This window comes from Micrococcus sp. TCR-5, assembly GCF_052220525.1.
GTDB lineage: Bacteria > Actinomycetota > Actinomycetes > Actinomycetales > Micrococcaceae > Micrococcus > Micrococcus luteus.
On record NZ_JBQPDO010000010.1, the window covers coordinates 40,884 to 58,050 of the forward strand.

At 74.7% G+C, this 17,167-nt stretch carries 15 protein-coding genes; 9 read left to right on the plus strand and 6 right to left on the minus strand.

The genetic code is table 11. The features are described from left to right. The first annotated feature begins 57 nt into the window (after window positions 1-57). The 3 genes from ACTSKS_RS07200 to ACTSKS_RS07210 all read left to right on the plus strand — a co-directional run bounded on the left by ACTSKS_RS07200 (window position 58) and on the right by ACTSKS_RS07210 (window position 2,850). Window positions 58-1,497 carry a lyase family protein gene (locus ACTSKS_RS07200; RefSeq protein ID WP_051995299.1) on the plus strand — a complete coding sequence of 480 codons (1,440 nt, stop codon included), beginning with the start codon at window positions 58-60 and terminating at the stop codon, window positions 1,495-1,497. A 66-nt stretch (window positions 1,498-1,563) separates the two neighbouring features. Then, the gene (locus ACTSKS_RS07205) at window positions 1,564-2,361 is read left to right on the plus strand and encodes an alpha/beta fold hydrolase (protein WP_020625038.1); all 798 of its coding nucleotides are present in this window, start codon (window positions 1,564-1,566) and stop codon (window positions 2,359-2,361) included. A 63-nt stretch (window positions 2,362-2,424) separates the two neighbouring features. Beyond that, complete coding sequence (locus tag ACTSKS_RS07210; protein ID WP_020625039.1) at window positions 2,425-2,850, plus strand: carboxymuconolactone decarboxylase family protein; 426 nt, start codon at window positions 2,425-2,427, stop codon at window positions 2,848-2,850. A 68-nt stretch (window positions 2,851-2,918) separates the two neighbouring features. On the opposite strand, the gene ACTSKS_RS07215 is transcribed toward ACTSKS_RS07210, so the two are convergent. Then, a complete protein-coding gene (locus ACTSKS_RS07215) occupies window positions 2,919-3,545 on the minus strand; it encodes a DUF4352 domain-containing protein (RefSeq protein WP_129867092.1) in 627 nt (208 codons plus the stop codon). A gap of 83 nt (window positions 3,546-3,628) precedes the next feature. On the opposite strand from ACTSKS_RS07215, the gene ACTSKS_RS07220 reads away from it, so the two are divergent. Further along, window positions 3,629-5,347, plus strand: a complete 1,719-nt coding sequence (locus tag ACTSKS_RS07220) for an NAD(P)-binding domain-containing protein (RefSeq protein WP_197459296.1) — start codon at window positions 3,629-3,631, stop codon at window positions 5,345-5,347. A gap of 159 nt (window positions 5,348-5,506) precedes the next feature. Here the strand turns inward: ACTSKS_RS07220 and ACTSKS_RS07225 are convergent, their stop codons facing one another. After that, window positions 5,507-6,379 (minus strand): IclR family transcriptional regulator domain-containing protein, encoded by an 873-nt coding sequence (locus ACTSKS_RS07225; protein WP_020624471.1) that lies wholly within the window; start codon window positions 6,377-6,379, stop codon window positions 5,507-5,509. 95 nt (window positions 6,380-6,474) lie between these two features. Between ACTSKS_RS07225 and ACTSKS_RS07230 the strand changes: the two genes are divergently transcribed. The 3 genes from ACTSKS_RS07230 to ACTSKS_RS07240 are packed head-to-tail and all read left to right on the plus strand — an operon-like array spanning window position 6,475 to window position 9,238. Then, entirely contained in the window at window positions 6,475-7,752 is a 1,278-nt protein-coding gene (locus ACTSKS_RS07230) for a thiolase family protein (protein WP_020624470.1), read from the plus strand. A gap of 47 nt (window positions 7,753-7,799) precedes the next feature. After that, window positions 7,800-8,564 (plus strand): 3-oxoacid CoA-transferase subunit A, encoded by a 765-nt coding sequence (locus tag ACTSKS_RS07235; RefSeq protein WP_020624469.1) that lies wholly within the window; start codon window positions 7,800-7,802, stop codon window positions 8,562-8,564. 8 nt (window positions 8,565-8,572) lie between these two features. Continuing rightward, window positions 8,573-9,238: a 3-oxoacid CoA-transferase subunit B gene (locus ACTSKS_RS07240; RefSeq protein ID WP_020624468.1), complete on the plus strand. Its 666-nt coding sequence runs from the start codon at window positions 8,573-8,575 to the stop codon at window positions 9,236-9,238. Window positions 9,239-9,425: 187 nt separating this feature from the next. On the opposite strand, the gene ACTSKS_RS07245 is transcribed toward ACTSKS_RS07240, so the two are convergent. Beyond that, complete coding sequence (locus ACTSKS_RS07245) at window positions 9,426-11,489, minus strand: LysM peptidoglycan-binding domain-containing protein (RefSeq protein ID WP_317676564.1); 2,064 nt, start codon at window positions 11,487-11,489, stop codon at window positions 9,426-9,428. Between the two features lie 320 nt (window positions 11,490-11,809). On the opposite strand from ACTSKS_RS07245, the gene ACTSKS_RS07250 reads away from it, so the two are divergent. Together ACTSKS_RS07250 and ACTSKS_RS07255 are read left to right on the plus strand one after the other, a co-directional pair. Next, window positions 11,810-12,139 carry a bifunctional 3-phenylpropionate/cinnamic acid dioxygenase ferredoxin subunit gene (locus tag ACTSKS_RS07250; RefSeq protein ID WP_002857882.1) on the plus strand — a complete coding sequence of 110 codons (330 nt, stop codon included), beginning with the start codon at window positions 11,810-11,812 and terminating at the stop codon, window positions 12,137-12,139. Continuing rightward, a complete protein-coding gene (locus ACTSKS_RS07255) occupies window positions 12,136-13,425 on the plus strand; it encodes an NAD(P)/FAD-dependent oxidoreductase (protein ID WP_063188628.1) in 1,290 nt (429 codons plus the stop codon). Before ACTSKS_RS07250 ends, ACTSKS_RS07255 begins: the two co-directional genes overlap by 4 nt. Window positions 13,426-13,452: 27 nt before the next feature. On the opposite strand, the gene ACTSKS_RS07260 is transcribed toward ACTSKS_RS07255, so the two are convergent. From ACTSKS_RS07260 to ACTSKS_RS07270, 3 genes are all read right to left on the minus strand, one after another. Continuing rightward, window positions 13,453-14,949, minus strand: a complete 1,497-nt coding sequence (locus ACTSKS_RS07260) for a protein adenylyltransferase SelO (RefSeq protein WP_063188626.1) — start codon at window positions 14,947-14,949, stop codon at window positions 13,453-13,455. 172 nt (window positions 14,950-15,121) lie between these two features. Then, window positions 15,122-16,072, minus strand: a complete 951-nt coding sequence (locus ACTSKS_RS07265; protein WP_063188624.1) for a hypothetical protein — start codon at window positions 16,070-16,072, stop codon at window positions 15,122-15,124. A gap of 209 nt (window positions 16,073-16,281) precedes the next feature. After that, complete coding sequence (locus ACTSKS_RS07270; protein ID WP_063188622.1) at window positions 16,282-17,142, minus strand: HpcH/HpaI aldolase family protein; 861 nt, start codon at window positions 17,140-17,142, stop codon at window positions 16,282-16,284. Between the last annotated feature and the right edge of the window lie 25 nt (window positions 17,143-17,167).

The window sequence follows — 17,167 nt, forward strand, 5'->3', positions numbered from 1 at the left end:
CGGGCCTGACGCCGCCTCCGGAGCCCGATCCCACCCCTCCGACCCCAGGAGCCCGCCATGACCTCAGCCGCCGCCGACCTCGCCGCCGTCGCCGACGTCGGCCTCCTGGATCCGGCCTGGGCCGGCAGTCGGGCGGAGGCCGCCACCGCGGACCGCACCTTCCTGGGGCACCTGCTCGACGTCGAGGCGGCCTGGGTGCGCGTGCTCGCCCGGCACGGGCTCGCCACGGAGGCGGAGGCGGCGGCCGCCGCGGCGGCGGGCGACCCGGACGCCTACGACCTCGCCGCGCTCGCCCGCGCGGCCCAGGGCGGCGGCACCCCCCTGATCCCGGCGCTGAAGGCGCTGCGCGCGCAGCTGCCGGCCGGCTCCCGCGCCGTGCACCTGGGCGCCACGAGCCAGGACGTCGTGGACTCCGCGCTGATGGTCATGGTGGGCCGGGTGGGCGCGATCCTGGCCGAGGACCTCGCCGCCGCGCAGGACGCGCTTGCGGAGCTGGCCCGCGCCCACCGCTCGACGCCGATGGTCGCCCGATCCCTCGCCCAGCACTCCCTGCCCTCCACCTTCGGGCTGCGCGCCGCGAACTGGCTCGACGGCCTCGGCCAGGCCGCGGATCGGCTCGCCGCCGCCGTCGCGGACCTGCCCGTCCAGTGGGGCGGCGCCGCCGGCACCCTGGCCTCCCTGTCCGGGCACGTCGACCGCGCGCACCGCGCGGGGACCCTCGGCCCCGAGGTCACCGCGTTCACCCTGGTCGAGGACCTCGCCGCCGAGCTGGGCCTCGCCGCCCCCGCCGGGCCCTGGGACACGAACCGCATGGCCGTCACGGGCGTGGCCGCGGCCCTGGCCGACGTCGTGGCCGCGTGCGGGAAGATCGCCAACGACGTGCTGACATCGGCGCGGATCGAGAACGGCGAGCTCGGTGAGCCGCTTGCGGCCGGCCGCGGCGGCTCCTCCCCGATGCCGCACAAGCAGAACCCCGTGCTCTCCGTGCTGATCCGCTCCGCCGCGCTGTCCGCCCCCGGGCTCGCGGCGCGGGTGTACACGGCGGCCGGCGCCGCGGACGACGAGCGCCCGGACGGGGCCTGGCACGCCGAGTGGCCCGCGCTGCGCCGCCTGCTGCGGGTGGCCGGCGGGACCGCGGCCCTGACCCGCGAGCTCGTCTCCGGCCTGCGCGTCCACGAGGACCGCATGCGGCGCAACCTGGAGCTCACCGGCCCGCTGCTCGTCTCCGAGCCGATCATGGCCGAGCTGGCTCCGGAGCTGGACGAGGCCTCCGGCGAGCCGGGCTCCGGGAAGCGGCTGATCCAGGACGTCGTGGACCGCTCCCTGGCGTGCGAGGGGAACTTCCGCGCCCTGCTGCGCGCGGCGGTCCCGGAGTCCGTTCCGGACGCCCGCCTCGACGACCTCCTCGACCCCGCCGCCTACACGGGGGAGGCCGAGGCCCTCGTGGACCGCCTCCTCGCCGCCCGCCGGGGCACGACGACGCCGCCCCGCACCTGAGACCATCTCCGTCAGAACCGGCCGCGCCCCTCGGGGTGCGGCGCCGCCGCAGAGGAAGGACCGCCCATGAGCACCCCCCGTGTCACCACCACCCTCCTGAAGCCCGCCCAGGACCCCGCCCGCGTGCTCGTGGTCGGCGCCGGCCTCGGCACCGGCGTCCAGGCCCTGTGGAGCCTCGCCGCGCAGCAGCTCCCTGAGGACACCGTGGTGGTCGGCTACGACCTGCCCGGCCACGGCGCCTCCGAGCCCCACGCCGAGCCGTTCTCGATGGCGGAGCTGGCGGACGCCGTCGTCGCCGCCGTGCAGGCGCTGCAGGAGGACGGCACCGTTCCCGCGGACCTGCCCGTGCACTTCGCGGGCGTCTCCCTCAACGGGTGCGTGGCGCTGCAGCTGGCCCTGGACCACGCGGACACCGTCTCCGGTGTGGCCGTGATCTGCTCCGCCGCGAAGATCGGCGAGGCGGGGTCCTGGCGCGAGCGCGCCGAGCTCGTGGAGCGTGCCGGCACCCCGACCCTCGTCGAGGGCTCGGCGCAGCGCTGGTTCGCCGACGGGTTCATCGCGGCCCACCCGGAGCGGACGACGGGCCTGCTGCACACCCTGCAGGAGGCGGACCGCCATTCCTACGCGCGCTTGTGCGAGGCGCTGGCCGACTTCGACGTGCGCGGGCGCCTCGGGGAGATCGCCGTCCCCGTCCTCACGATCCACGGCGTGGCGGACCAGGTCACCCCGCCCTCGGCGGGCGAGGAGATCGCCGCCGCGGTGCCGGGCACCGTGACCCACGTGTTCGACGAGACCGCCCATCAGGCCCCCCTCGAGCAGCCCGAGCGCACCGCCGCGGCCCTGGCCGCCTTCCCGGCGCGCTGAGCCGCCCGCCCCCTCCCGCCCTGCCCCGCACGACGACGCCCCCACCACGAGGAGAGACTGCGCATGAGCGCCGAGCAGCCCATCGGGCACGACATGGACCGCACCTCCCAGGAGGTGCTCGACGCGGGCATGGCCGTGCGCCGCGAGGTCCTGGGCGACGCCCACGTGGACCGCGCCGAGGCGAGGAAGGACGCCACCACCGAGGACTTCCAGAACCTGATCACCCGCTACGCATGGGGGACGATCTGGACGCGGCCCGGTCTGGACCGGCGGATGCGCTCAGCCGTGACCATCTCCGCCATGGTGGCCGGCGGCTACTGGGACGAGTGCGCCATGCACCCGCGCGCCGCCCTGCGCAACGGCCTGACCCGGGAGGAGATCCAGGAGATCCTCCTGCAGACCGCGGTCTACGCCTCCGTGCCGGCGGCGAACATCGCGTTCAAGCTCGCCCAGGAGGACGCCGACCTCGCCGAGGGCAGGCCGCTCTGAGCGCAACGTTCACAGCGCGCACGAGGCCCCATGCCCGGGAAGGACATGGGGCCTCGTCTGCGCGCTGATCAGTCGAGCTCGACGACCACCGGCTGATCGAGGGAGAGGCCGCCCCCGGAGACCTTGACCTGGGTGATCTCGGTCCCTGCCGGAACGTCGAACCACAGGTAGCCGCTGGCCACGTTGCCCGGGTTGGTCGGCTCGATGTTCATGCCGTTCTCGGTGCCGTAGATCGATGCGTCCGTGCTGTAGCTGTACTCGGCCCCGTCTGCGCTGACGAGCTTCACGCTGTCGGCGAAGAACGTCCGCTCCTCCTTGGCGTTGTTCTTCGCGCTGATCTGCACGGGCACGAACTCGCCCTGGGCCTCCGTGGAGAAGCCGGACGGGCCGACGCTCGCGACGGGCGTATCGACCGACTCAACGGTCGTGGCCCAGTCGCCCACGGTGAACTCCTGGCCGAGGCCGACCTTGGCTGCCTCGTCGCTGGAGCTGGTCTCGCCCTGGGAGGCGGCCTCTCCGCCCCCCTCCGAGGTGCTGTTCGAACCGCCGCCCATCATGGAGGCGAGGACGGCGATCACGATCAGGGCGAGCAGGCCGATCAGGGCGTACTTGAGACACCCCCCTTTCTTCTTCGCGGGGGGCTGCACGACATTGCCGTTGGCGTCGTAATACACAGGATTGCTCTTGCGGGCCACGATGCTCCTTCGGGAGGGCGCAGTGATGTCACATGCCGTTGTGGCCAACGGCTGCCATGCACGGCGCGTGAATTGAGTAATGAATGATGGGAGTATCGCATGCCGTAGAGGAAGCTGGGAGTACTCCCCGGAGCATCGCGTTCCAGCTGGCCCAGGAGGTCTTCGCCCGGCACGATGCCGACCTTGCCGACGCCGGGTCCGGCGTCGTGCTGGGCATGTGGGACCCGGCCGGCCTCCTCTACGGCCTCGGACTCATGGCCGTGGCGGCCGTGACCCTTGTCCGCCGCGCCCCGTTCGGCGGGTCGATCATGGTGCGGGTGGCCCGCTGCACTTGTGACCCTTCTGGCGGCCGTTCCACCCCGGAGAAGGGTCAGAACCGCAGTCGATTCGCGGGGGCCGGTGCTACGGTCGGGCCGAGCCGCCCCACCCCCACTCTCGGAAGGACACCCATGCGTGAGCGCGTCGCCCTGATCGGAGCCGGCCCGTCCGGCATGGCCCTGCTGAGGAGCCTCGCCCTGGCCGAGGACGCGGGGGCGGCGGTCCCGGAGGTCGTGGCGTTCGAGCGCCAGGACGACTGGGGCGGCCAGTGGAACCTGGACTGGCGCACCGGCGCGGACCGCCACGGCGAGCCCGTGCACTCCGCCATGTACCGGGACCTGTGGATCAACGGGCCCAAGGAGTGCATGGAGTACCCGGACTACCCGTTCGATGCGCATTTCGGCCGCGCCGTGTCCTCGTACCTCCCGCGGGAGGCCATGCGGGACTACATCGTGGGCCGGGTGGCCGAGGTGGCCGGGCGCATCCGCCCGCAGATCCGGTTCGCCACGGCCGTCCGCTGGGTGCAGCCGCTCGACGACGGCGGGTTCGGGGTGACCTCGGAGGACCTGGTCACGCGCGAGGCCGTCACCGAGCGGTTCGACCGCGTCGTGGTGGCCACCGGGCACTTCCACACCCCGCACCTGCCGTCCTGGCCCGGCGTGGAGACCTTCCCCGGGCAGGTCCAGCACGCCCACGACTACCGAAGCCCGGAGCCGTACACGGGCCGTCGCGTGCTCGTGGTGGGCTCCTCCTACTCCGGGCAGGACCTGGCCCTGCAGCTGCACCGCGCCGGCGCCGCCCACGTGACCACCGCCTACCGTGCCCGCCCGCAGGACATCGCGTGGCCGGCCGGCATGGACGAGGCCCCCGAGGTGCAGGGGTTCGACGGTGCGGAGGTCACCTTCGCGGACGGCTCCACCGCCGAGTACGACGCCGTGCTGCTGTGCACCGGCTACCGCCACCACTACCCCTTCCTGCCGGGCGAGCTGGCGCTGGCCGGCCCGAACCTGCTGGCCCCGTTCGGGCTGTGGAAGGGCGTGGTCTGGCACGCCGACCCGCGCGTGCTCTACCTGGGTGCCACCCAGCAGCTGTTCACCCTGACGCTCCTGGACGCGCAGGCCTTCTTCGCCCGCGACGTGCTGCTCGGCCGCGTCCCGGTGCCCGGCGATGAGGAGCGTCGGGCCGACATGGACGCCTGGTTCGAGCGGATGACGCGGATCGACGGGCCGCCGGCCGCGCTGGCCTACCAGGGCGCGTACATCCAGGACCTGTCCTCCCACACGGACTGCCCGGAGGTGGACGTCGAGGCGGTGGCCCGCACCTTCCTCGAGATGCGCGACGCCCGGATCGAGGACGTCCGGACGTTCCGCGACCGGCGGCACCGCTCGACCGTGACCGGCACGCTGGCCGCGGCGCACCCGGTGCCGTGGATGGACCGCCCGGACGACTCCCTCGAGGAGTACCTCCGCCGCTTCCCGGCCTGACCCCCCACCCTGCCCTTCCCGTTCCGAATCCACTGCACTTCCGACCCTTCTGGCGGCCGTTCCGGGCCTCAGACGGGTCAGAACCGCAGTCGATTCGCGGGGGCGGGTGCTGGTGCTGGTGCGGATGCGGGTGCGGGGAGTGCTGAAGGGGGTGGGCGCTCAGCGCTGGAGCGCGGCCAGGGCGGCCTCGGCGTCGTCCGCGGCGGCGCGCAGCACCGGCAGGGCCTGCACGACGGCGGCCGCCACCTCCGGCGTGCGCGGCGCCGGCACGCGGGCCCCGGTCCGCAGGGCCGCCCGGCGCGCGCCCGGGTCGCGATGGTCCGGCCCGAGGGACAGCGCCGTGTTGATCGCCACGGCCACTCGCCCCTCGGCGTCGCGCACGGGCACGGCGACGCTGCTCAGATGGGCGTCCAGCTCCGCGGTCACCACGGCGTGGCCCTGCTCCCGCACGCGCGCCAGCTCGGCCATCAGCGCGTCCACGTCCGTGAGGGTGTGCTCCGTGGCGGGGGTGCGCGGGGCGCCTGCGAGCAGGGCACAGGCCTCGTCCTCGGGCAGGTCGGCCAGCAGCACGCGGCCCATGGACGTGGTGAACGCGGGCAGGCGCGTGCCGACGTCGAGGTTCACCCGCAGGATCCGCTCGGTGTGCACACGCGCGATGTACATCAGGTGCGCCCCGTGGAGCACGCCCGCGGAGCAGGACTGGTGCAGGCGCTGCGAGGCCTGGGTGAGGATCGGCCGGAGGATCTCGGAGACGGACCGGCCGGACCAGTAGCCGTGGCCGAGCTCCAGCACGCGCGGGGTCAGCGCGAACCGCCGCCCGTCCTGCACGGCGTAGCCGAGCTCCGTGAGCGTCAGCAGCATGCGCCGCGCCGTGGCCCGGGTGACCCCCGCGGCGGTCGCGGCCTCGCTCACCGAGAGCGTGGGGGTGTCCGGGGTGAACGCGCGCAGCACCGCCAGACCGGACGCCAGGGCGCGCACCACGTCCCCGCCCGACGCGGGACGTGCGCCGGGGGCGTCGACGTCGTCGGTCATGTCCGCCAGCGTAGTCCGCTATGCGCACAGCGCACGCCCGTGCGCGTCACGCACACACCCTTCCCCGCCCGCCGAGGCGGTCCTACGGTGAGGCCATGAGCCTCACCGATGCCTACGTGTTCGACGCCGTCCGCACCCCCTTCGGCAAGGTCGGCGGCGCGCTGTCGGGGGTGCGCCCCGACGACATGGCCGCCCACGTGGTCCGCACCCTCGTGGACCGCGCCCCGGGCCTGGAGGGCCTGCGCGCCGCGTCCGCCCAGGCCGTGGCCGACGCCGCCGCCGGCCGCCCGATCGAGGCCGGCACGGACGCCGCCGCCCCGCAGCGGATCGACGAGGTCGTCTTCGGCAACGCCAACGGCGCGGGCGAGGAGAACCGCAACGTGGCCCGCATGGCCACCCTCCTGGCCGGCCTGCCGCTGTCCATCCCCGGCACCACCGTGAACCGCCTCTGCGGCTCATCCCTGGACGCGGCGATCATCGCCTCCCGCCAGATCAACACCGGCGAGGCGGACGTGGTCCTCGTGGGCGGCGTGGAGTCGATGTCCCGTGCCCCGTGGGTGCTGCCCAAGACCACCCGCCCGTTCCCCATGCACGACCTGGCGGCGGCGAACACCACGCTCGGCTGGCGCCTGATCAATGACGCGATGCCGCCGGAGTGGACCGTCTCGCTCGGCGAGGCCACGGAGCTGCTGCGCGAGCGCTTCGGCATCTCCCGCGAGCGCCAGGACGAGTTCGCCGCGCGCTCGCACCGCCTTACCGCGCGGGCGTGGGACGAGGGGCGGTATGACTCCCTCGTGGCCGCCGTGCCCGGCACGGACCTGGAGCGGGACGAGACCGTCCGCCCGGACTCCACCCCCGAGACCCTCGCCGGCCTGCGCACCGTGTTCCGCCGGGAGAACGGCACCGTCACGGCGGGCAACGCCTCGCCCATGAACGACGGCGCCTCGGCCGCCCTCCTGGGCTCGTCGACGGGCGCCGATGTGCTCGGCCTGGAGCCCCTGGCCCGCATCGCCGGCCGCGCCACCGCCGCCAACGAGCCCGACTTCTTCGGCTACGCGCCGGTGGAGGCGGTGAACCGGGCCCTGTCCCGCGCCGGGATCGGCTGGAAGGACGTGGCCGCCGTCGAGCTCAACGAGGCCTTCGCCGCCCAGTCCCTGGCCTGCACGGACGCCTGGGGCGTGGACCCGGAGATCGTGAACGCCTGGGGCGGCGCGATCGCGATCGGCCACCCCCTCGGGGCCTCCGGCACCCGCGTGCTCGGCACGCTGGCCCGCCGCCTCGAGGCCTCCGGTGAGCGGTGGGGCGTGGCCGCGCTGTGCATCGGCGTGGGCCAGGGCATCGCCGTCGTCCTCGAGAACGTGGCCGCGCGCTGACGCGTCCGGCCGAGCACCCACCCGACCCCCTCATCCAAGGAGTCCCCATGCTGGAGTTCGTGGACACGGCCGCGCAGGCCGTCTCCCGCATCACCGACGGCGCCACGGTGCTGATCGGCGGGTTCGGCAACGCCGGCCAGCCGATGGAGCTGATCGACGCGCTGCTCGAGTCCGGGGCCACCGGCCTCACGGTGGTCAACAACAACGCGGGCCAGGCGGACGCGGGCCTGGCGCTGCTGATCAAGGAGCGGCGGGTCGCCAAGATCATCTGCTCGTTCCCGCGCCAGTCCGACTCGTGGCATTTCGACGAGGCCTACCGTGCCGGGGAGATCGAGCTGGAGCTCGTCCCGCAGGGCAACCTGGCCGAGCGCCTGCGCGCCGGCGGCGCCGGCATCGGCGGCTTCTTCACGCCCACCGGCTACGGCACGCAGCTGGCCGAGGGCAAGGAGGTCCGCGAGATCGACGGCACGCACTACGTGCTGGAGGCCCCGATCCGCGGCGATGTCGCGCTCATCAAGGCGTACGCGGCGGACCGCCACGGCAACCTCGTGTACCGCAAGACCGCCCGCAACTTCGGACCCGTCATGGCCGCGGCCGCCGCCACCACGATCGTCCAGGTGGACGAGGTCCGCGAGGAGCCGATCGACCCGGAGCACGTGGTGACCCCCGGCATCTACACGGACACCGTGGTGCGGATCGACACCGAGTCCGGGGAGAAGGAGCGCGCCGAGCGGGCTGCCCTGGCGGAGGGCCGGCCGAAGCCGTGCGCGGCCACGACGACCGCGGCCGAGCCGGCCGCCGAGGGGAAGTGAGGAGAGCGATGAGCATCACCCAGACCGACACCCCGCTGACCCAGGACGAACTGGCCCGTACGATCGCGGCGGACATCGCCCCCGGCTCCTTCGTGAACCTGGGCATCGGCCAGCCCACCACGGTGTCCAACTACCTGGAGGCGGAGAAGAACGTCACCCTGCACACCGAGAACGGCATGCTGGGCTTCGGCCCGCAGGCCGAGGGCGAGCAGATCGATGAAGACCTCATCAACGCCGGCAAGATCCCCGTCACCGAGCTGCCCGGGGCCGCGTACTTCCACCACGCCGACTCGTTCGCCATGATGCGCGGCGGCCACCTGGACGTGTGCGTCCTCGGCGCCTACCAGGTCTCCGCGACCGGCGACCTCGCCAACTGGTCCACGGGCAAGCCCGGGGCGATCCCCGCCGTCGGGGGTGCGATGGACCTGGCGATCGGCGCCAAGGACACCTACGTGATGATGGATCTCTTCACCAAGAAGGGCGATCCGAAGCTGCTGGCCGAGTGCACGTTCCCCCTCACCGGCGTCGGCTGCGTCTCCCGCATCTACGCGGATCGGGGCGTCTTCCTGCTGGACGCCTCCGGGGTCGTGCGGGTCCGCGAGCTGCACGGCATCACGTGGGAGGAGCTGGAGGCGGCGCACCCCGGCGTGCGGTTCGAGAAGCTCGAGGACTGAGCCGCGGCGCCGCAGCCACCGGCCCCACGGGCTCTCGGAGGCCTGCGCCGTCGTCGACTTGTCCTGGGGAGGAACGCCGGTTGACTTATCCCGGGTGCGGCGGCCTGCGACCGGTGATAACTCAACCGACGACGTCGGCCCGCACCTTCACGCGCAGGCGCGGGCCGACGTCGTCCCGGCGGGGTGCTCAGGCGGTGCGCAGCACCATGCCCGGGTGGAGCATGGTCGAGACCGTCATACCGTTGAGGCGCTGCAGGCGCTCCATGGAGACGCCCGTGCGCTGGGCGATGAGCCACCAGCCGTCGTTCGCCTGGACCACGTACGTGGCGGGCGAGGGCGCCGGGGCGGAGGCGGTCTGGCCGGTCCGCAGCACCGTCTCCGGGTGCAGCACGGTGGTCGCGGTCATGCCGTTGAGGCGCTGGAGGGTCTCCATCGTCACGCCGGTGCGGTGGGCGATGATCCACCAGCCGTCGCCCTCGCGGACCGTGTACGTGCCCGGGGCCGGGGCGGGCGCGGGCGGGGAGGCCGGCGCCGTGGCGGCCGTGATGAGCACCATCCCCGGGTGCAGGACGGTCGACGCCGTCATGCCGTTGAGCCGCTGGAGCTCCGCGGCGGACACGCCGGTCCGTCGGGCGATGACCCACCAGCCGTCGTTCGGCTGCACCGTGTACGTGCCGGTGGTGATGGGGGTGGGCTCCGGGGCGGTCGGGTCGGCGACGGTGCGCAGCACCATGCCCGGGTGGAGCACGGTCGACTCGGTCATGCCGTTGAGCTCCTGGAGGGTGGCCGCGGGCACGCCGGTGCGGCGGGCGATGGTCCACCAGCCGTCGTTCGGCTGCACCGTGTACGTGCCGGCGGTCGACGGCTCGGTCGACGGGGCCGGCATCGGCGCCGGGGTGGCCGGTGCCGGCGGCTGGCCGGCCGCCGTCGCGATGGCCTCGGCGCGGTCGCGCAGGTCGTCGAAGCGGGCCATCAGGTGCTGCCCCGGGCACGCGGTCGCGGACGTGGCCCGGTGCGGGAAGATCGTGTCCACGGTGACGGGCGTGCCCGCGGCGTACTTCGTGCTGCCGCCCGAGGTCAGGGTGACTCGGCCCCGCGCGTCGATGCTGTCGCGGTACAGGTAGTAGGCGGTGGCGCGGGCCATCGCGTCCACGACCTCCTCGGACGGGGCGACCACGTCGTAGTCGCCCATCGTGGAGACACCCATCGTGCCCCGGTTGAACCCGCCCGCGTGCGTGCCCAGCGGGTTCGAGTCCAGGGCGCCGCGGCGGCCCTCGTAGATGTTGCCGAAGCGGTCCGTGATCAGGTGGTACGGGAAGTCGCCCCAGCCGAGGGTCTTCGTGTAGTACGCGTAGATGCCGCGCATCTGCTCCACGGCCTGGGCGCGCGTGTAGTCGTTGGTGCCGGCCGTGTGGTGGATGGTCAGCGCGCGCACCTGGTCGAACTGCGGGGAGGACTCGGCCCAGGACTCGTCAGCGCCCCACTGCGCGCGGGTGATCACGTCCGGGAGGATCTTCGCGCGCGCATCCGAGGCCGTGGCCACGGTGTGGGCCTCGGCGGGTGCGGCGCCCCCGACGACGGCGCTCGACTTCACGCCCCGGGGCAGGCCGGCGGTCTCGGCTGCCTGCTCGGCGGCCACCGCCGGGTGCGCGCTCGCGACGGTCTCGTCCGTGGCGGCCGTGCCCGGGTCGATGAGGGACAGCTCGAGGCCGGCCGGGGCTGCGCCGTCGACGGTGGTCACGCGCAGCTGGGCGCCGTCCGCGCCGAACGCGACGAACGGGTCCGTGCCGGTGCGCGCGGGGGCGGCGCCCTCGGGCAGGACGGGCCGATCCAGGACCTGCCACGGGCCCCAGGCCCCGTCCTGACGCACGCGGATCTCCACGCGCTCGACGGCGTCGTCCGCCGCGGCGTCCCACACGGCGGCGGCCACCGTGAACGGGCGGTCCACCACGGGCTCGCCGAGCACGACGCCGGCCGGAGCCTCCTCGGCCGGGACGAGGTTCTCGCCCTCCTGCGGGACGGTCGCGACGCCGGCGCCCTCGACGGGAGCGGCCGACGCGGGGGTCGCGGCCGTGCCGGCGGTCGTGGCGCGGGCGGCGTCGTCGCGAGGGCGTGTGTCGGGGGCGCCCTCCGTGGTCGCGGACGGCTGCTGCGGGAGCAGGCCGCCGACGAGGACGGAGAGCGCGGCGACCGCGACGGCGGGCGCGAGCGGGCGGGGGGACGCGGCGGAGCGCGGCGGGAGAATCTTCATGCGGATGCCTTCGGAAGGTGGAGTGCCCGAGGAACGACAGGCGCGGGCCGTGTCGCCTCCCCGGGTCGGTGACGTGGTGAGGGCGGGATGAGGGCCGGAGAGCCGTCGTGATCGTAGCGTGATCGGCCATTCCCGGGAACATCTTTCGGAGGCTTGTCGGGTCATTTCACGCCCCCGTGATGTCCGGTTCATCCATTCACAGGTGGGCACGGCATGGCGCCGGGGCGGAACACAGCGGAGGGGTGTCGGGTCCGCGCGGGGGATACGGTGACGGGAGACCACCACGGGCCGCTCGGCCCGGGAACCAGAGGAGGCAGACCATGGCGGAGCCGATCCACATCGGCGCGGCGGCGGACGTCCCGGAGGGCGAGGCGATCGTCGTCCCGGCGGCGACGGCGGGGACGAGGGACGACGTCGCGGTGTTCCACACGGACGCGGGGGAGTTCCACGCGATCGACGACACGTGCACCCACGAGGACGCCTCGCTGGCCGAGGGCTGGCTCGAGGACGACCGCGTGGAGTGCCCGCTGCACGCCGCACAGTTCTGCCTGCGCACCGGCGAGGCGCTCTGCCTGCCCGCCACCAAGGGCGTCGGCGTGCACCGCGTCGAGGAGCGCGAGGGCCAGCTCTACCTCGTCCCCGGCGCATGAGCCACGACGTCGAGGCCCCGGCGGGCGTGCCCGGCTCGGTCGTCGTGGTGGGCGGCGGCGTCGCGGGCTTCGCCGTGGTCCGCGAGCTGCGGCGCCGCGGTTTCGCGGGCGGGATCTCCCTCGTGGACCCGCAGGGCGTGCCCTATGACCGGCCACCCCTGAGCAAGGAGTTCCTGACCGGCGACGCGGACGCGCACCGCCTGCTGCTCGCCCCGCCGACGTGGTTCGCCGAGCACGGGGTGGAGCTGGTGGAGGACGAGGCGGTCCGGGTGGTGCCGGGCGGCGTCCACCCCGACGGCGGCCCCGCGCCCCACCGGGTGGAGACGGCCTCCGGGCGGGTCCTGGAGGCGGACGCGGTCGTGCTCGCCACGGGCGGGCGACCCCGGGCCCTCGACGTCGCCGGCGCCGACCACCCGGACCTGATCACCCTGCGCACCCGCTCCGACGCCGAGGCCCTGCGCGACCGCCTGACGTTCGGGGCCGAGGTGGCGGTCGTGGGCGGCGGCTTCACGGGAGCGGAGGTTGCGGCCGCGGCGCGTCGCTCGCTCGCCGCGGTGACGCTCGTGACCGGGACGGACGCCCCGGCTCGCGCGGCGGTCGGGCCGGCGCTGGCCGCGCGCCTGCACCGGATGCACGCCGAGCACGGCGTCGCGGTCGAGGTCGGCCGGGCGGCCTGGATCGAGCACCGGGACGCCGACGGCGGCGCCGCGCTGCCGGCCGCCCACCGGCTCCACCTCCACGACGGGCGGACCGTGGACGCCGACGTCGTGGTGCTGGCCGGAGGCACCGTGCCGGACACCGCCCTCGCCGAGGACGCCGGGCTGGAGGTGGCCGACGGCGTGCTCACGGACGCGATGGGCCGCACGGCCGTGCCCGGGATCCTGGCCGTGGGTGACGCCGCGCGCGCCCGGGAGTCCGCGTGGGCGCCGTCGCGGCACTGGGAGCCGGCCCTGCGGTCCGGTGCGGCCGCCGCGGCGGCGCTCCTGGGGGAGCAGGCGGACGCCCCGGGCGCCCCGTGGTTCTGGTCCGACCGGTACGACGCACACGTGGAGGCCGTGGGGGACATGACGGTGCCGGCCGGTGGGCGGATCGTGGATCGCGAAGTGCGCGGCGTCGTGGTGGCGAGCTTCGCGCTGGCCGCGGACGGGACCCTGCGCGGGGCCGCGTCGATCGACGACCCCATGACCGTCAAGGCCGCCCGGCGCATCATCGACCGGGGGATCGTGGTGGACCCTGCCGCGCTCGCGGACCCGGCCGTGCCGGTGAAGTCGCTGGCGCGGGGGTGAGGGCGCCCGTTTCGTCAACGAAAGCGGTCAGGTGCCGCAGTAGGTGACGAACGGGGCCCCGTCCGCCGGACCCGGCTCCGCGTACCGCTCGAACCCGGGGCGCGGGGTGAAGGGATCCGTGACGGCCTCGAGCAGCCGGTGGACCGGGGCGAGGTCCCCGCCCTCCGCGGCCGTCAGGGCCTCGTCGAGCAGGTGGTTCCGCGGGATGTAGACGGGGTTCACCGCGCGCATGCGGGCCGGATCGGGACCCATCGCCCGCCAGTCCGCGAGCCAGGCGGCGAGCCCCGCGGGGTCCGGGGCGCCGGGGACGAGTCGTGCCGCTTCGGTGCGCGCCGCGTCGTCGTCCACGGGCGCCGCCGTGTGCTCGGCCAGCCGCACCCAGAACGAGGTCCAGTCGGTCCGCGCCGCGGCCAGCCACGGGAACAGGCGGTCGGTGAGCGCGGCGACGTCGTCCTCCGCCACCGATGCCGGGAGGCCGAGCTTGTCCCGCAGTCCGCCCCGCCACGCCGCGAGATGGGCGCCGTGGAACCTGCCCAGCGCCTCCTGGGCGAGTGCGACGGCGCGGTCGGGGTCGTCGTCGAGCACGGGCACGAGGGCCTCGCCGAGCCGGGCGAGGTTCCACGCGGCGATGGGCCCCTGGTTGCCGTACGCGTACCGGCCCTGGGTGTCGATCGAGGAGAAGCTCGCGGCCGGGTCGAAGGCGTCGATGAACGCGCAGGGGCCGTAGTCGATGGTCTCGCCGGACAGGGTCATGTTGTCCGTGTTCATCACACCGTGCACGAAGCCGACGAGCATCCAGCGGGAGATGAGCTCGGCCTGCGCGGCGATCACCGCCTCGTAGAGCGCGAGCGCGGGGTGCTCGGCGTCGGTGGCGTGCGGGTGGTGGCGGGCGATGGCCTCGTCGACGATCCGGCGCAGCACCTCCGTGGGGTGCGCCTGCTCGGGGAGGGCCGCGGCGTACTGGGCCGTGCCGACGCGCAGGTGCGACGCGGCCGTCCGGGCCAGCACCGCGCCTGGCAGCACGGTCTCGCGGCGGACCGGGTGGCCCGTGGCGACGACGGCCAGCGCCCGCGTGGTCGGCACGCCGAGGGCGTGCATCGCCTCGGAGACCACGTACTCGCGGAGCATGGGGCCGAGCACGGCCTGCCCGTCGGCGGTGCCGCGCGCGAAGGGCGTGCGACCGGAGCCCTTGAGATGCAGGTCGTGGAGCCGACCGTCCGGAGCCGTGAGCTCGCCGAGGAGGAGGGCGCGCCCGTCGCCCAGGCGGGGGGAGTAGTGGCCGAACTGGTGGCCCGCGTACGCCTGCGCGACCGGCCGTGCGTCCGGGCCGGGCTGCTCGCCGGTGAGGAAGCGGACGCCGTCGTCGGTGGCGAGCCACTCGGCGTCGAGGCCGAGCTCCGCCGCGAGGCCGGCGTTGAGCAGGACGAGCTGCGGGCCGTCCGTGGCCTGGGCCTGCCAGGGCAGGGCGAGCTCGGGGAAGGTGTCGGCGAAATGCGAGCTCAGGGTGGGGGCGGACGTGGTCATGGGGCCACGCTACGTGGGGGAGGCCGGGTGTTCACGGGCCGACTCCCACCGCACCCGTCCTTTCGAGGCGGGAAATCGACCCCACGGGTGTGGACCAGAGCGCTTTGACCTGGATTTCCCGCCTCGAAACGGGGGGCCGTGGCGGACTGCGGTGACCGTGGATCTCACCGGGTCACCCACCGAACGCGGCCGCCCGGCGCCGCACCCGGGCGACGACGTCCGCGTAGTCGTCCCGGGCGTCGGCCCACATGACCTTGATCGAGAGCCAGTCGCGGTCGGCGCACCAGCGGTCGCGCAGCACGTCCCGGGCCTGCTGCTCGGCGGTGCGGTGGTGCTCGCCCTCGTATTGCAACGCGAGGCGCCACGGCCGATACCCGAGGTCGACCGTCGGAGCGCGGCGGTCTGACGGGTCCAGCCGGCACTGCACCTCGGGCTCCGGCAGCCCGGCATCGACGAGCGCCAGCCGCAGACGTGTCTCGCGCGGCGAATCCGCCCCCACGCGCATCCTCGCCAGCGCCGCCCGGGCCAGTCCTCGCCCCTGGAAACGTCCCCGTTCGGCCAGCGATCGGACGAGCTCCTCCGGGGTGTAGGCGGGATCCCCGCGTCCGCCGCCGGGCAGCCACGGCGGGCAGAGCAGGGCGTCACCGGCGACGACGACGTCCCGCTCCGTGAGCGCCGCCCGTGCCGCGCACAGGTCCCACAGGGTGCGGGCCGGCGTCGTCACAAGCACGCCGCCCCGCGTCATCCGCTGTCCCTCCGGCACCTCGATGCGGTGGGGCACCAGACCCGCCTGGACCGGCCGGCCGCCCGAGGTGCCGACGCTGACGTGCACCGCACCGGGGGCCAACAGCCGTGCGGGCACGGTCAGGCCGTGCAGGCGCGCGGCGGTCTCATGGCTGACGACGACGTCGGGATGGCGCCGCTGATACGCGCGGATCTCATCCATCGTCCACTCACGGAAGGAGACCGCCGCAGGGCCGGCCGGCCCGTAGATGCCGTGGCGCAGCCGCCGCAGGTCTGAGGACTGCAGTCGGGACCACGTCACACCCGCCCGGCGCGCGTCATCGACCGTGAAGGCGGTGGGGTCGATCGACGGCGGCAGCGGGGCGGGACGACGGGGCATGCGGCGAGCGTGCTCCGTCGCTCCGCGTCCCGAGACGGACGAGCGGGGGCCTGGGGACGCACGAGGGGGCCCGGCGTGGTTGTGCAGGAGGCGGTGACGTCCCCCGGGGCGCCGGCCCCGAGCCATTCGAGGCGGGAAATCCACGTCATGGGCCAGGATCGGACGTCCATGGGGTGGATTTCGCGCCCCGAAGTGAGGGGATGACCAGGTCAGTACGACGCGCGGGGCGCGCCCTCCCCGCCGGCCGCGACGTCGCTCGGCGCCGGGCACCAGCGGTCGGCGAGGGCCTCGGCGGCGCGGGCCAGCAGGGCGACGTCGGCGCCCACGTTGACGTAGTCCGCACCGGCGGCGGCGTAGGCGTCGGCCTGCGCGGGCACGAACGCGTTGACGCCCACGATCTTCCCGGCGGCCTTGACCTTCGCGATGACCTCCTCCACCGCCGCCACCACCTCCGGATGTGACTGCTGGCCGAGCAGGCCCAGGGACGCGGAGAGGTCCGAGGGACCGATGAAGACGCCGTCGATCCCGTCCACCGCCGCGATCTCGTCCGCGTTCCGCACGCCGGCGGCCGTCTCGATCTGCACGATCACGGAGACGTGGTCCGCCGCGCCGGGCAGGTAGCCGGGGATCCGGTTCCAGCGGCCGGAGCGTGCCAGGGCGGAGCCCACGCCGCGCACCCCGCCCTCGGCGGAGCCGTCCGGGTAGCGGGCGGCGGCCACGGCGCGGCGGGCCATCGCGGCGTCGTCGACCATGGGCACCAGCAGCGTCTGGGCGCCCAGGTCCAGGAACTGCTTGATGGCCACGGTGTCCAGCGCCGGCACGCGCACCAGGGTGGGCACGCGGTAGCCGGCGATCGTGCGCAGCTGGGTGAGGACGTCCTGCAGGGTCAGCGGGGCATGCTCGGCGTCGATGAGCAGGTAGTCGAGGCCCGCGCCGGCGCAGATCTCCGCCGTCGTCGGGTCCCCGGAGGAGAGGAACATGCCGGCGGCGGGGCGGCCCCCACGGGCGGCGACGGCCTCGGGCGTGAAGAGGTCGCGGAACAGCGGCTGCGGGTTGTGGCGGACGGGCATGGGACGTTCCTCCGGGGTTCTCCGC

Excerpts from the sequence above, each read along its gene's own strand:
- ACTSKS_RS07265 (WP_063188624.1), bottom strand. The coding sequence starts at position 16,072 with ATGCCCCGTCGTCCCGCCCCGCTGCCGCCGTCGATCGACCCCACCGCC.
- ACTSKS_RS07255 (WP_063188628.1), top strand. The coding sequence starts at position 12,136 with ATGAGCCACGACGTCGAGGCCCCGGCGGGCGTGCCCGGCTCGGTCGTC.
- ACTSKS_RS07250 (WP_002857882.1), top strand. The coding sequence starts at position 11,810 with ATGGCGGAGCCGATCCACATCGGCGCGGCGGCGGACGTCCCGGAGGGC.
- ACTSKS_RS07260 (WP_063188626.1), bottom strand. The coding sequence starts at position 14,949 with ATGACCACGTCCGCCCCCACCCTGAGCTCGCATTTCGCCGACACCTTC.
- ACTSKS_RS07210 (WP_020625039.1), top strand. The coding sequence starts at position 2,425 with ATGAGCGCCGAGCAGCCCATCGGGCACGACATGGACCGCACCTCCCAG.
- ACTSKS_RS07235 (WP_020624469.1), top strand. The coding sequence starts at position 7,800 with ATGCTGGAGTTCGTGGACACGGCCGCGCAGGCCGTCTCCCGCATCACC.
- ACTSKS_RS07200 (WP_051995299.1), top strand. The coding sequence starts at position 58 with ATGACCTCAGCCGCCGCCGACCTCGCCGCCGTCGCCGACGTCGGCCTC.
- ACTSKS_RS07230 (WP_020624470.1), top strand. The coding sequence starts at position 6,475 with ATGAGCCTCACCGATGCCTACGTGTTCGACGCCGTCCGCACCCCCTTC.
- ACTSKS_RS07220 (WP_197459296.1), top strand. The coding sequence starts at position 3,629 with ATGATGGGAGTATCGCATGCCGTAGAGGAAGCTGGGAGTACTCCCCGG.
- ACTSKS_RS07225 (WP_020624471.1), bottom strand. The coding sequence starts at position 6,379 with ATGACCGACGACGTCGACGCCCCCGGCGCACGTCCCGCGTCGGGCGGG.
- ACTSKS_RS07240 (WP_020624468.1), top strand. The coding sequence starts at position 8,573 with ATGAGCATCACCCAGACCGACACCCCGCTGACCCAGGACGAACTGGCC.
- ACTSKS_RS07205 (WP_020625038.1), top strand. The coding sequence starts at position 1,564 with ATGAGCACCCCCCGTGTCACCACCACCCTCCTGAAGCCCGCCCAGGAC.
- ACTSKS_RS07245 (WP_317676564.1), bottom strand. The coding sequence starts at position 11,489 with ATGAAGATTCTCCCGCCGCGCTCCGCCGCGTCCCCCCGCCCGCTCGCG.
- ACTSKS_RS07270 (WP_063188622.1), bottom strand. The coding sequence starts at position 17,142 with ATGCCCGTCCGCCACAACCCGCAGCCGCTGTTCCGCGACCTCTTCACG.